The organism is Ideonella sp. (genome assembly GCF_041914305.1).
GTDB lineage: Bacteria > Pseudomonadota > Gammaproteobacteria > Burkholderiales > Burkholderiaceae_C > Ideonella.
Map to the genome: position 1 here is coordinate 24,725 of NZ_JAYSDQ010000010.1, position 12,868 is coordinate 37,592.

Here is a 12,868-nt window from a genome sequence, read left to right on the forward strand (position 1 = left end):
AGAATTGGGCGAACTTCTTTGGCCGCTGGCCTCCGCTCGTTCACGCATGGCCAAGAGCAGCAACCCGAAGGCACCCAGGAAATCGATCTTTGAAGCGCTCGCCGTAGTGCTCGGCCGCGGAGCGGCCACCGAGTTTGGACGTGACCGGGTCGACGAGGTTGACCGTGGCACAGGCGAGTTCGGCTTCAGCGCCGAGCCGCTGTCGACCGCGCCGCTGCTGGGCTCGGGAACGGTGCAGGCGCGTGCCCGCCAAGCCATCTATTCGAAGTACCAGCAGATGCTGGCCAACCCGCTGGTGGCCGGCGCGCTGCGGGTGCATGTAATGGCGGCGCTCGGGGGCCACGAGACCACCGGGGACATGGTGTTCATCGAGACCAGGCCTGAGGCGCAGAAGGATGCCGCGGCGAAGGCATTGGTGGCTGAGCTGAACACGGATCTGGGGGCGCTGTTCAACCGGATCGCGGCAACGGTCGCCTTCAACGGCGTCGCGTACGGCGACAGCTTCGCGCGGCTGTACACCAGCAAGGGCATTGGAGTCGTCAACGCGATCAGCGACGAGATGATGCTGCCGCCGCTGGTGCAGCCGTTCGAGCTGGGCGACAAGACGGTGGTGTGCCAGGTGGCAGCGGGCCAGAAGTACGTCGACACGTTGGCGATGGACCAGATCGCGCGGCTGAAGATGCCGCGCATGATCTATGCGCCGCAGCCGATGGCCATCGAAAAGGCCTGGCGCACGCGCATCCGCGAGGACGACGTGAACGCTCTGCCGCTGATGCCGTCGCTCGCGGGTGGCTCGTTCCTGATCGATGCCGAAGACCAGTTCGACAAGTTCACGGCCGCGATGCTGGGGCTGGTCGGGCAGCGCGTGCTCGACTCGATTGACGAGTCCATCGTGACGGTGAACGTCACGGGCATGACCAAGGAGCAGCGCACGACGTTCCTCGGGTCGGTAACCAAGATCCTGATGCGCTCCAAGGAGCTGGCCGAGACTGCCGTCAAGTCAGGCGCCTACCTGCTGGGCCGGGTCCGCCACATGCTGCCCGTCTACGCCGAAAAGCAAGTCATGCAACTGCAGGGTGTCAACTCGGCAGGCGGCGCAGGTACGGGCCGGGCCGGTACCGTGAACGTCGACGACGTGATGTTCCACGCGAAGCTGCTGGGCGGGGCGCTTGGCGTGGATATCTCGATGCTGGGCTTTGCCGACCTGATGAGCGGCGGTCTTGGCGACGGCGGGTTCTTCAGGACATCCATCCAGGCGGCCGAGCGCTCGCGCACGATTCGCACGGCGCTGTCGGACTTCTTCAGCCACATCATCGATGTGCACCTGGCGTACAAGAAGGGTGTCAAGTACGAGCCAGGCAACCGGCCCTGGCAGATCAACTTTTATGGCTCGATCTCGGCGCTGGAGAACGAGCGCCAACGCACGACCGCCGACGCCTACAACGCAGGGGCGCTGCTGGCGCAGACCTTGACGACGCTGAAGGACAGCGGCCTGGACGAGGGCGCACTGTCGCACCTGCTGACCCACGTCATGAAGCTGGACGAGGCGGACGCGAAGCTGTACGCCAAGTCATTGGCTGCAGCCAAGAAGGAAGAGAAGGCAGCCAGCGAAGGGTTCGGCGGCGACGGCGGGCGGGGCGGTGCACCGGGTGCCAACAACCAGTTGGAGGGCGGCACCGAGCCGCAGGAACAGGAGACCGCCGATGCTGTTTGACCCCCGGCGGTTCAGCGCAGCGAACGTTGACCGCGAGCAGCTGAAGGCGACGGCGCTGCAGACGGCTGGCGCTAAGGCCGCCGTGGCGGTGGCGTCGCGGCTCTCGCCTGCGCAGGTCAAGCTGGCATCCCAGATCGTGCACGCGGGCCAGCAACTCGACAACGTCTTTGGGCCTCAGTTCGAGAACACGCCCAACTCGCTGCTGGGTGGGATGACGCCCTTGCAGGCGATGGAGCGGATTCGGGAGATTCACCGCGCTCGCCCGGCGATGAAGGCGAACTTCTACGTCCGCATCACCGATTTGAACCCGCCAAATCTGGGATCAGGCCTGAACGCCGAGGGCGTGCTGCAGTTGCTGGCCGTGGACGTCAGCTACAACCCGGCCACGCTGACCGGAGACAAGGTCGCCATTGGCGGCGCCGTGATGGACCGGCTCACCGGCAGCGAGGCGGTCGAGCTGCGCATCACCACGATGGACGACGAGATCGGCACGCTCAAGTCCTGGTTCGACGCCAAGTGCTCGCAGGCCGTGGCCCAGGACGGCACGTTTGGCTTGCCCCGCGACTACTGTGTCTTCATCGAGGTGGTGCACGGACTGCCCGACCCCGAGGTGGTGGCCGCTTCCGGCAGCGAGCCGTACTCGGCCCATGTGTGGATGCGGCCGGTGACGGTGGAGCATGAGCTGTCGCGGCGCGAACAGGCGTTGGCAGAACTGAACATGACCTTCACGCAGTTTGATTCGTTCACGGGGCTTTGACCCGGGACTGAGGGCACGAGCGCGAGCATGGGCGCAACCATAGACGAGAGACGAAAAGACGTATGACGTTCCGCGGCGATGCGCAAGGGTTCCTGGTCGGCGAGTTGCTGGACACGAACCGCAGCCTGTTGCGAACGACGCAGCAGGACCGGGCGATCTGGCGTGGCATCTCGGCGGATGTGGCGGCCATCGCCCGCGCATTGGGCGCCAAGGCGAGCGCCCCCGGACGGGCGTTGGATGCCGGGCGTCGCCGCGCTGCTTCCGCGAGCGCAATTGGTGCCGTGACCGTGAAGCCGGCCGGGCGAGGCAGCTCGGCGGGGGCTCGGCCCACGAACGGCGCAGCCACGGCGCCCGGGGCAACCGGACGACCGCGTGCAGCAGCGCAGATCGGGTCGGACGTGCGGACCCGTATCGTGATGCCGCGCTCGCGCGACGTGCGAGGACGCTTCCTGAGTGCCGCCTACACGAGGCCGGCGACATCCGACCCGACGCAACTGCTGCAAGGCCACGCGCCTGTGGTGACGCCCCGTCGCGCGGAACATCGTTCGGCGAACGGTCGATTCGCTGGTGGTGGCCCGCGAGACGGCAGCGACAGTGCGGTGGACGCTGACGGTGTTGGCGGGCCAGCCCACGCCGTTGCCAGGTCGGTCGTTGCCGGGTTGCTGGACGCGGCCGGCGGTGGCGCATCGAGCGTTGATCCCACGTTGCAGGCTGCTGCAGAAATCAAGGACGTGGTCGCGCCGCTGGGCCGGGGGATGTTTTCGGCGATGGGCGAGCGCCGCAAGGAATCCAGGCGGGAGCGCTGGTACGGCCGCATCCTCAGTGCCTTGACCCGCAGGCGAGCGGCCGACGGTGCTACGGCGGCGTACGGCGGTGATGCAAACAACGGCGGCGGCCTGCTGGGAACGATGGCCGGTGCAATGACAGGCGCATTGGGGCGGTTGCTGCCGGCTATCGCCGCCGCGCTGTTGCCGGTGCTTGCCGGCCTGGCTGCGGGCGCCATGGGTACCTGGATCGGAACAAAGATCTACGCCTGGCTCGACAGCTCCGGCATCCTGGCCAAGGTGTTCGACGCCTTCGACAACGTCCGCTCATTCGTGGACGACGCCCGGAAGAAGGCGACGACGTGGATCCGTGACGCCACCACCGGTCTTCGACAAGGCTTTACGGGCGACCCGGCGCTGGATGCCAGCGGGCGGGTGATCGACGACCCGAGGCGCGTGGATGCCAAGGCGAAGACGCTGCCGCAGCGCGTAGGCGAGGCAGTGGGTGCTGGTGCGCGCGTCGTGGCCGATGTCATGGCACGCCCGGCGCAAGCCCTGTCCAGAGTCATCGGAGGGGCCGCCGACACCGTGGCCGCAGGCGTGCGCCGCGTGGTGGCCGCCGGCAAGGGCTACACCGAGGTCGAAGAGGCCAACGGCACGCTGTCCAGGCGGACTGGCGCGCGCAACTGGCGCAACAACAATCCCGGCAACTTGGAGTTCAACGAGTACACCAAGTCGCTCGGCGCCGTGGGGTCCGATGGGCGGTTTGCGGTGTTTCCGACACTGGCTGCCGGCAGGCAGGCGCAGGGCAAGATGCTCTTCGAAGGGGCGAAATACAGGCGCCTGGACCTGAAGGCTGCGATTGAGCGCTATGCGCCGCCGAAGGAGAACGACACGGCTCGCTACCAGAAGTCCGTGCTGGCGGCCGTGGGCGGTGCAAACAAGGCAATGTCGGACTACTCACCGGCCGAGCGTGCGGCCATCCTGGATGCCATGGCGCGCGTCGAAGGCTTCAAGGCGGGTACCGTGACGCCGGTCACCGGGCCGGCGACCGCGGTAGCAACGCCCAGGCTGAGCATGTCGAATCCGCCGAAACTTAGCCTGCCGGTCATGCCGAAGTTGCCAGCGGTTCCTCAGGACGCGCCGCCGCCGGCCATGCCGATTGCGGACCGGCGAGATTCCACCGTGGTGGTCGTTCAGGAGTCTGTTGGCCAGAACGTACGCGACAGGACCATCGCCCACGCCGTGACGGGGGGACTGGGCGGATAGCCGGGGCAGCAGCGCCGGAGGCTGCGCGCTGAGCGCTCGGTCATCTCGTTTGGGAAAACGCAACCACGAGCGACCATCGTGGGTCGACAGACTTCGCGGCAACGCAACGTTGCCCCAAGTCCTATGTCCGTTCAGACCGCCGCCGTGTTGATGGGGCACTACAACGCCGCCCGCCTGCTGGGCGACAAGTCGGTGTCCTCCGACGCCATGCTGGTCATCGATGGCCACGAGGAACTCACGCTGCTGACCAAGCAGTTTCCATGGCCGGTCATCGGCGTCATGGGAGAAATCGAAGTCCCCGGGCCGATGGGCCTGCAGAGCTGGCAGCCTCAGGCGCTCAAGACGGCGCACCAGGGGCCGTTGACCCTGTCCGAAACGGTCTCCGGCTCGATCGCCAAGTTCCTGGCCGACGTGGCAGCGGGCGGAGCCAAGTTTCAGGCGACTGCCTACGAGGGCACGCCCGAAGCCTTCCACTACGCGTGGAAGCTGCGGGACTGCTTCTTTGTGCCGGAGGCACCAGACCGTGACTGGGAGAACCGCAGCCAGGTGACCAACGTGACCGGCACGCTGTTCTTCCACTTCTTCGGCGAAAGGGTCGCCGGCAACATCGTCGTCTGAGTTCATCCGTGACGCTCGCTGATCTGGTCGCCGAGTTCGTGGCGACGCGCTCGCCCGGATGGCTTGTGCTGACCGAAGCTGAAGCCGCGGAATGCGCCGTGGCGGCTTTGCGCTTCTATGCAGCCCACGGGTTCGTCGCAAGCCTCGTGGTGGTCGACCCTGACGGGTTGCCCGTTGATACGTCCATCGATCTGCGCCTGATCCACTTGGCAGTAGACCTGACGACCGGCGAGTGGTCGATCGTCCGGCCGCTGTTTGCTCTGTACGTCGAAAGAGAACAGGCCCTGCGCCTGGAGGCCAGCCGCGCCGCGGGGCTGGATGTCTATGGCCGGCCGGTCAGCGAGATCGCCGGAGACATCGCCTTGATGGAGGGATCTGACGGAGTGCCCTCCCGTGCATTTGCGGCGGCGGCCGTGACGGTGGAGTAGCCCGTGAACGTCTACCCACCAGATTCCTCCACACCCTTGCGCGGCGACCTGATCGTGCGCCTGGTGCTGCGCACGGACCTGACGCCAGTTCCGGCCACCGTCGAGCTGACGGTCCGCCAGACCGAGGAGACTCAAAAGTTGCTGACCGAAGGTGCCGTGATTCGAGTTGGATCCGAACAAGTGGCGTTCACACTGGTCAAGGTCCAACACGCCGATGAATCGGGCCCTGTCGGCGGCGCCCATGTCCAGGGGGATCGGCTGCTCAGCACGAATTCGGCGACCGGGCTGCTGGCGTCCTGTGAACCGATGGCCCGGCCGCTCGGGCGAGCCGTGATCCGTGAGCGAACGACGCTGGGCGCCATCTACCGCGCGTGCGGGGCGCAGGCGCGCATCGACGGGGATTTCACCGCGCCGCAGTTCTCTGCGTTCGTCGGCATGACGCCTTCGTTCGAGGTTGCCAAAGTTCTGCAGGAGGAAGCCGGCGCGCTGGTCTATGACGCAGGACGGATCGGGTTTCGAAGGCTTGCCGAGCTACGTGACGCCAGGGCGTCACAGGCCGTGCGCGGCGAGGCCACCGAGCGCCTGGCCAGCGCCTTCCTGGAGCGCCAGGCCATCCCCTTTGGAATCAGCACGTCGCCGAGCAACGCATTCGTGACCGGACGGCGAGGGGTTGCCAGACGCGCGGCCTACCGGCCTCGCGCCGACGTGCGCCTGCTGAACAACCTGGGGACGGCATTGGTGATGTCCAGAAAGTTGCGCAATGCGCTGTCGCCCGAAATCAACGCGGGCGTCCGCATTGATGTCGACGACGAGCCTCACATTGTCATCACCGCGGCCCATGTGCTGGCGTGGGAGCAGCCGGGGCGTCAGGAGACCTATTCGCTGTACTGGCTGGGCGAGCTGAGCACATGAACATGCTACCGAGCCTCTGGCCAGGCGAGGTGGTCAGCTACGACCCCGCCGCGCGCGCATGCCGCGTCCTGATCGAAGGGATCACGGATGGCAGCGACACCCTTCCTGAGGCCGTGTTCAACAACGCCCTTGGCGACAACGCGGCGACGACCGAGATTCGCATCCTTGCGGGTGACCCTGTGTGGTTGATGTTCGAAGGGGGCGACCCGAGGTTTCCGATCATCATGGGCTACCGCACGCCGCGTGCGGCCAACACCAGCGGCTGGCGGCGCTGGCAGCACGCCAACATGCAGCTCATTGCCGAGAGCACGATGCTGCTGACGGTCGGTGCTACGCAGATCACGATCACCGACGGTCTGGTGGCGATCACCGGAGCTGACGTGACGATGGACAAAAACCTGACCGTCAGCGGCAGCATCGTGTCCCATGCCGACATCACGGCCGCTGGCAATGTGGCCGATGCGGGCGGGGCCAAGACGATGTCCGGCATGCGCGATGTCTTCAACGCCCACCGACACCCCGGCACGGCCGAGCCCACGACACAGATGTGAATCCCGACGCGAACCGAGACCACAATGAAATCCATCCTCTTTGATTTTGAGAAGGCCAAGGACAAGGCCTTGGTGACGGCCAGCCGGCTGTTTCAGAAAGCGGGCGCACAAGTCGTCAGCACGGACGTGGCGCAGACGCTGTCCAAGCGGGCCGGGGTTGCCTTTCGCTCGATCGCTTTCACGTTTGCCGATGGCCAGGTCGTGGTGATGAACGTGAAGACGACCGGTGATGTCTTCGAAGTGAAGGTGAACGGATCGACCATTCCTCTTCGGCACCAGGACGATCACGGTGAGGCGATCACGGAGATTGCTGGGTGGCTGGAGCGCAAGCGCGCGGCGTTTCAGCGCGCGCTGGCCAAGGCCAACGCGCCCGTTCCAGCGGGCATTCGAACATCGGCGGTCAACACCCTGAAGGCCAAGACTGCCAAGCGCGACGGCTTGTTGGAGGCGGTCGGCTTGGCTCGGGAAGAATTGAGCCAGCTGACATCTGCGTGATTGCGTAGCGTGATAGCGAACCATCAGGCCGCCACGAGAGTGCCTAGTTCGAAGGGGCGGCGCGTGATACGTGACCCATGAAGCTGGGGCTGCCGAACATGCCCATCTGCACCAGAAACCCCTCTTTCCCAAGGAACACTATGTGGTTCCATAGCCAGTGCCGCAAGGCTCGGGCATCCCTCTCAAGTTCCTGCAACTCGATTGCAAGACCTTCTTCGGATAAACGCTCTGGGTGCCGCTCATGAATCAGCGCGCTTGCACGAGAAAACATTCCTTGTAAGTCGGCCGCATCGAGGTCGGCAGTCGGACGTCCGTCAGATATGGCCTTGTATCGCGGATCTGTCGAAGGTGCGAGGCGTTGCGACTGAGGCAATCGCAATAGCTTCTTGCGGTTGAGCCATGCAAGCAGCTGACTTGCGTCCTTGGTGCGTTGTTGAAGCAGTTGACCGGCGTTCTTGTGTTCGGTTGCGCTGAGTGCGGCAAAGGCGACAGCTTCCACAGTCTTTCTGACGTGCAGCGCGAAGCGCTCGGCTCTGTTTAAGGCCCCTTCGCCATCGACATCCACATCAAGAACCAGGAAGCGTCCTCGCACTGTGCCCATAAGCGCTTCGTAGGCGGCTACCGCGTCCATTGGCAGCGGTGGCGAAGCCGTGGCAGGGGAGATCTGCCGACTGGTGCCCCGAGTGCGAGGTTGGTTCATCTGCCAAGAATGCCAGAGAGTCGCAGCTGATCGCAAGCCGCTACCGCCTACAGGCCGCCGCCGGTTCTCGCCAGCACGGGCTGCGTTCGGCGCTCGATTGGGAAAACGCCCCCTCCCGCCTTAAAACCCCACCCCAAGAATTCGCTCCAGTCCCCGGCCTTTCCCAGGCCGCACAGGTAACCCCCTACTGGAGCCTCATGAAGCCATCCGCCGCACCCGCCGTGCAGTACAGCACCCGGGCCACCCGAGAAGTCGCCGCGTTTCTGGACTCGGTCACCGTCGTCGGAGACCGGTCCGTAAGCGAAGCGGTTGCCAACGCGCCCGGCATCGCGTTGCCCGCGACGCTGGACAAACTGCTGGGCGTGTTGAGTGATCGCGACTCAACACGGCTGCTGGACTCGATCGGCGCCGGCATCACCCACTATCGCAGCGAGCACGGCGTTGCGCCCACCGCCGACGTCGTCGAGGCCGCCATCCAGCAGGCCAAGTCGGCGCTGCACGGCATCGATGCCCACGGAAACGTGATGGACTCTGTCACGGGTACCTCCGCGACTTCGTCCACGTCGGCGCCGACCAGCCTGCAGCCCAACCGAGCGGTGGTGGCCATCCTCTCGGCCATTGCCGAGGCGATTCCGTTCGCGTCGTACCTGCCGGTGGACATTTCGTCGAACGAGTCGAAGCTCGCGATCCTGTCTCACACGGCGGCTTCCGACTACGGCGACTACGGGCAGGGCGCGATCATGGACGGCGTCAACGTCGGTGGCGTCTACGCGTCGGCGCAACGCATGGTCCGGTTCGAGCTGGGCGGCAACTCACCCTTCACGAGCAAGTTCACGGCCGTGAATCTGGCCGACGATCGCGGCTTCTGCGACCCTGCACAGACTGGCGTTCCAGTGTTGCGCGGCCGAACCACCGTGTTCGTCAACGGCATTCCCGTGGCGCGCGATACGGCCGGCGGCAGCACGGCGACCAGCGCCATCAGCGGTGTGTTCAGTCTCAAGGGTGTTGACCACGCCATGGTGGGCGTCGTCACGCCTGCCACCGGCGAAATCAGCATCACCGGCATCAACCCGCCGCTGCCCGCAGGAAGCGCGCTGACGGCCGAGGGCATCGTGGACTATGAGACCGCCCCGGCGCTGATCCCGGTGATGCAGGTACTGGCCCAGACCTACACGCTGTACGCCAACCCGTGGCGCATCATGACCCGGCTGGGCATCGACTCCAACACCCAGTTGCGCAACGAACTGGGGTTGGATGCCGACAGCGAAGCCCTGATCGCCATCCGCAACCAGATGGCGATGGAGCGGCACTTCAACGCGTTGCGCAAGGTCGAGGCACTGGGCGGCAACAACCGGGTGGCCTACAACTTCGATTTCTCGGGCCAAATCGCTCAGAAGACCCGTTCGCAGATCTGGCAGGACTTCGCCTCGGTGATCGCCAACGCGGATCAACAGATGGCCGAGGACACGATGGATCATGGCATCACGCACCTGTACGCGCCGTCGTTCATCGCTGCGCAGATGCAAAGCCTGCCGAGCGAGCTGTTTCGCCCCTCCGGCATCGCGGCACGGGCGGGCATCTACCGCGTGGGGCGTCTGTACGACAAGTACGAGGTGTATTACGCCCCGTTCGGCCCGACGCAATCGGATGACCTCAAAACCGCCAAGGTGCTCGCAGTTGGCCGCAGCTCCCAAGCCGGCCGCAACCCGATCGTCCTGGGCGACGCCGTCGCGCCGACCTTCTTGCCGCTGGCCACCAACAGCGACCTGGCCAAGCAGTCGGCGATGTACGCGCGTGACTACACCGAGGTGAACCCGCACCAGCCTTCCGCGCTGGGCTGTGCCGTCATCGACGTGACGAACCTGAACTGATAGGGGCCCCGCATGACACGCAAGAAAGCAACCGGTGAGGTGGGGTCGGTGGCCCCGCCGTTTCCAGGCATCGAGCCTGGTGAAGTGGCCGCAACTCCAACGCAAGCCGACCGCGAATTCGCGGAGACCGTGGCCCCGCCACCGGGAGATCAGCAGTACCCGATTGCCGACTGGCTACGCAACCACAGCACGGCCGAGTTCGCGTGCAGGCACACGGGCCTGTTCCTGCCACCAGGTGCTTCGCGCTTGGTGACGATTCGCGATGCACTCCACCGCGCGCAACTGCTGAACGTCGTCGAGCAGTTCAATCGCGCCCAGCCTCGGCCAGGCCAACTGAAGTTCGATCGGCTGCAGAGCTGATCCATCGGGAGTTCCTTTTTTGTCTCGTCCGTTCGTTCGCCAGCTCGGCAACCAGCCTGGGGTTCAGCTGAACCCCTTGGTCGACCAGACCGATGGCGCGGTGCCCGACAACTCTGACCAGGTGTTCGCCATCGTCGGCCGGTTTACGCGTGGGCCGGTTGACCGCGCCTTTGCGGTGAACCGCTCGAACCTGTTGCAGAAGACCGGTCCGGCCGAAGCCCTTCGCCTCAACGCGTTGAACGAGGCGAAGCTACAGGTGTACGAGGCGCTGCAAAACGGCGCCTATGCCGCTGTCGTCAGCCGACTTGTGCCTGCAGCCGCTGAGAAGAAGTGGGCAATGCTTCGCTTCGAAGAAGCGGGCACCGTCGCGTTTGCGGTGTCGGCCACCCAGCCAAGCGCGGACTATTCGCTCGCGCTGCTGCACCACGATTGCCACAACGACGGGATCATCCTCGCGGTCCACGCCGACCAGACGCCTGTCAACGGCACGCCGGTAGCCAACGAGTACCTGACGCTGCGGGTATTGGACGCCGATGGCGCCAAGCTGCACGAGTTCTACGGATCGCTGTCGGAAACGGCCGTGAACGACTTCGGCGCGTCGATGTACCTGCCCGACGTGGTGGCGCGTCAGACCGAGGCCGTCGAGGTTGTGGTGGCCACCGGGGCGAGTGTTCCGACCAACAGCGTGGCCTACGGTCGCATGAATGGGGATGATCGGTGGGCCACCTCGTCGGGGCTGGTGTGCTTCGACGAGGGCAGCATCGTCTATACGCCAACCGATCTGGACGCGGCCGTAGCGCGTCTGCGAGAAACCGAGCTGGGCTTCGGCTACATCATCAGCGGTGGTACCGGAGATACAGCTCTCATCGGCAAGCTGGCCGCGCTGGCCATCGAGGCCAACGTGTTCTTCAAAGTGGATCTGCCTGGCAGGTTGACCCCCACCGAGGCGATGACGCTGCTGGAGACATACGCGTTCGACAGCCACTACATCCACGTCTACTGGGCACCTTTCGAAGCTGATGATCCGCTGAACGGTGGCCGAGCGACCTGGGGCACGGGCGGCCTGATTGCGGGGATGTCCTGCGCTAGAAACGCCCGGGTGAACGCCAAGGGCTTCGCGCCGAAGAACTATCCGGTTGCGGGCAAGGCACACCCGGTGGGCCGCACCGGCATTCGGCAGAACTACCGACCTACGCAGCAAGAACTGTCTGACCTGGCCGCGCTGAAGATCAATCCCGTGATCTTCCAGACGTTCAACGGTGGGGGGCGCTACGTCCCTACCGATTCATTGACCACGGCCAAGACGACGGTCAGTTTCAGGAAGCTGCAATCGGTGGCCGAGATGACGGCCACCCTGGACAACTGGGTGACCCTGTACGCCCGAGAACTGCTGCAAAGCCCGATGACGGTGTTCATCCGCAAGATGAAATCGTTTCTGGACACGCTGCTGTCCAACGCGCAGGCCAGCGGCTGGCTGGTGCCTTCCCGAAACATCGACGGCGTGCCGGCGTTGCCGGGCAATGCGGCATTTGCCTACGACGTGAAGGCCAGCGAGGTGCGGCCCGCCGATTTGGCGCTGGTGAGCTACTGGACCAGCTGCGATGGCGTCGTGCGCCAGGTGATCGTCGAGCAGACGTTAACCCGTTGAAGACGCCGCTAACAACCTTTCTGGAGACTCGATGTTCGCCAACCACCCCGCCGCCCACCTGATGAAGGATATGGGCGCCTTCGAAACACCCATGCCGGTGCTGGACTCGGCCGCCTTGAAACAGAAGAAGCAATCGATCCTGGACGCTGCGGGTGCGGCCGAGCTGGCAGACATCCGCGGCCAGGCTGTCGCGACGCTGCAGCAGTGGGCTGCAACGCCGGGATCCGACTTGGACGAAGGTGAAACGCTTGCCGACAGGTTGCTGTCGATGTTCGTGGGCTTGGCCGACCAGAACATGGACGGGGACGTGACCGACGACGAGGCCGACCTGATCCAGATTGCGATGGATTCGGGCTACGACTACCTGCTCGGCAAGGGCGTCACCGAAGCCGACGCCTCAGCGTTGTTCAACGACGGCGACAGTGGGGCTGCAGAGCGCATTGCCGAACTGTTGACCGGCGAGGCGACCACGGACGACGATGCTGCGGACGACATCGACAGCTTTGCTTTCGATGAAGACTCACAGGCGTCGCTCTTGGACTCGGCCGTTTTCGATGCCGTCTACAAGCGCAAGCTCGTGGTCCGAGGCGGGCGCAAGGTGCGGGTCAACAAGCGGGTGTCCGGCACCGTGCGCCTGACGGCTGCGCAGAAGGTCGCCATCCGCAAGGCCGGAATGAAGGCGCATTCGGCCGCGGCGCGCATGCGGCGCCTGAAGTCGGTCAACCTGCGGGCCAAGTTCGGCCTGAAGTAGGACACCCGATGGCAATGCAGACAACCTGGA

At 65.1% G+C, this 12,868-nt stretch carries 13 protein-coding genes; 12 read left to right on the forward strand and 1 reads right to left on the reverse strand.

All coding sequences use genetic code 11. The features are described 5' to 3' along the window. The first annotated feature begins 46 nt into the window (after positions 1-46). The 8 genes from ACE3SG_RS14485 to ACE3SG_RS14520 all read left to right on the forward strand — a co-directional run bounded on the left by ACE3SG_RS14485 (position 47) and on the right by ACE3SG_RS14520 (position 7,508). Positions 47-1,714: a hypothetical protein gene (locus tag ACE3SG_RS14485; RefSeq protein ID WP_374566032.1), complete on the forward strand. Its 1,668-nt coding sequence runs from the start codon at positions 47-49 to the stop codon at positions 1,712-1,714. Beyond that, positions 1,704-2,471 carry a hypothetical protein gene (locus ACE3SG_RS14490; RefSeq protein ID WP_374566033.1) on the forward strand — a complete coding sequence of 256 codons (768 nt, stop codon included), beginning with the start codon at positions 1,704-1,706 and terminating at the stop codon, positions 2,469-2,471. Before ACE3SG_RS14485 ends, ACE3SG_RS14490 begins: the two co-directional genes overlap by 11 nt. A 62-nt stretch (positions 2,472-2,533) precedes the next feature. Beyond that, positions 2,534-4,504, forward strand: a complete 1,971-nt coding sequence (locus ACE3SG_RS14495) for a hypothetical protein (protein WP_374566034.1) — start codon at positions 2,534-2,536, stop codon at positions 4,502-4,504. Positions 4,505-4,627: 123 nt separating this feature from the next. Continuing rightward, positions 4,628-5,122, forward strand: coding sequence for a hypothetical protein (locus ACE3SG_RS14500; RefSeq protein WP_374566036.1), 495 nt, complete (start codon positions 4,628-4,630; stop codon positions 5,120-5,122). 8 nt (positions 5,123-5,130) lie between these two features. Then, complete coding sequence (locus tag ACE3SG_RS14505; protein ID WP_374566037.1) at positions 5,131-5,550, forward strand: hypothetical protein; 420 nt, start codon at positions 5,131-5,133, stop codon at positions 5,548-5,550. Positions 5,551-5,553: 3 nt separating this feature from the next. Continuing rightward, a complete protein-coding gene (locus ACE3SG_RS14510) occupies positions 5,554-6,462 on the forward strand; it encodes a hypothetical protein (protein ID WP_374566039.1) in 909 nt (302 codons plus the stop codon). A gap of 29 nt (positions 6,463-6,491) precedes the next feature. Continuing rightward, positions 6,492-7,013 carry a hypothetical protein gene (locus ACE3SG_RS14515; protein ID WP_374566041.1) on the forward strand — a complete coding sequence of 174 codons (522 nt, stop codon included), beginning with the start codon at positions 6,492-6,494 and terminating at the stop codon, positions 7,011-7,013. Between the two features lie 24 nt (positions 7,014-7,037). Next, positions 7,038-7,508 (forward strand): hypothetical protein, encoded by a 471-nt coding sequence (locus tag ACE3SG_RS14520; RefSeq protein ID WP_374566043.1) that lies wholly within the window; start codon positions 7,038-7,040, stop codon positions 7,506-7,508. Between the two features lie 43 nt (positions 7,509-7,551). On the opposite strand, the gene ACE3SG_RS14525 is transcribed toward ACE3SG_RS14520, so the two are convergent. After that, entirely contained in the window at positions 7,552-8,139 is a 588-nt protein-coding gene (locus ACE3SG_RS14525) for a hypothetical protein (RefSeq protein ID WP_374566045.1), read from the reverse strand. 266 nt (positions 8,140-8,405) lie between these two features. On the opposite strand from ACE3SG_RS14525, the gene ACE3SG_RS14530 reads away from it, so the two are divergent. The 4 genes from ACE3SG_RS14530 (at position 8,406) to ACE3SG_RS14545 (ending at position 12,838) form a co-directional block, all read left to right on the forward strand. Beyond that, on the forward strand, positions 8,406-10,079 hold the full coding sequence (locus ACE3SG_RS14530; RefSeq protein ID WP_374566047.1) for a hypothetical protein: 1,674 nt from the start codon (positions 8,406-8,408) through the stop codon (positions 10,077-10,079). A gap of 12 nt (positions 10,080-10,091) precedes the next feature. Beyond that, positions 10,092-10,439: a hypothetical protein gene (locus tag ACE3SG_RS14535; RefSeq protein ID WP_374566049.1), complete on the forward strand. Its 348-nt coding sequence runs from the start codon at positions 10,092-10,094 to the stop codon at positions 10,437-10,439. Between the two features lie 76 nt (positions 10,440-10,515). Further along, positions 10,516-12,087, forward strand: coding sequence for a hypothetical protein (locus ACE3SG_RS14540; protein ID WP_374566051.1), 1,572 nt, complete (start codon positions 10,516-10,518; stop codon positions 12,085-12,087). A gap of 31 nt (positions 12,088-12,118) precedes the next feature. Beyond that, complete coding sequence (locus tag ACE3SG_RS14545) at positions 12,119-12,838, forward strand: hypothetical protein (RefSeq protein WP_374566053.1); 720 nt, start codon at positions 12,119-12,121, stop codon at positions 12,836-12,838. Positions 12,839-12,868: the final 30 nt, after the last annotated feature.

What these genes read in the sequence shown, in the direction of transcription:
- ACE3SG_RS14485 (WP_374566032.1), top strand. Translation starts at nt 47, where the DNA reads ATGGCCAAGAGCAGCAACCCGAAGGCACCCAGGAAATCGATCTTTGAA.
- ACE3SG_RS14490 (WP_374566033.1), top strand. Translation starts at nt 1,704, where the DNA reads ATGCTGTTTGACCCCCGGCGGTTCAGCGCAGCGAACGTTGACCGCGAG.
- ACE3SG_RS14495 (WP_374566034.1), top strand. Translation starts at nt 2,534, where the DNA reads ATGACGTTCCGCGGCGATGCGCAAGGGTTCCTGGTCGGCGAGTTGCTG.
- ACE3SG_RS14500 (WP_374566036.1), top strand. Translation starts at nt 4,628, where the DNA reads ATGTCCGTTCAGACCGCCGCCGTGTTGATGGGGCACTACAACGCCGCC.
- ACE3SG_RS14520 (WP_374566043.1), top strand. Translation starts at nt 7,038, where the DNA reads ATGAAATCCATCCTCTTTGATTTTGAGAAGGCCAAGGACAAGGCCTTG.
- ACE3SG_RS14525 (WP_374566045.1), bottom strand. Translation starts at nt 8,139, where the DNA reads ATGGACGCGGTAGCCGCCTACGAAGCGCTTATGGGCACAGTGCGAGGA.
- ACE3SG_RS14530 (WP_374566047.1), top strand. Translation starts at nt 8,406, where the DNA reads ATGAAGCCATCCGCCGCACCCGCCGTGCAGTACAGCACCCGGGCCACC.
- ACE3SG_RS14535 (WP_374566049.1), top strand. Translation starts at nt 10,092, where the DNA reads ATGACACGCAAGAAAGCAACCGGTGAGGTGGGGTCGGTGGCCCCGCCG.
- ACE3SG_RS14545 (WP_374566053.1), top strand. Translation starts at nt 12,119, where the DNA reads ATGTTCGCCAACCACCCCGCCGCCCACCTGATGAAGGATATGGGCGCC.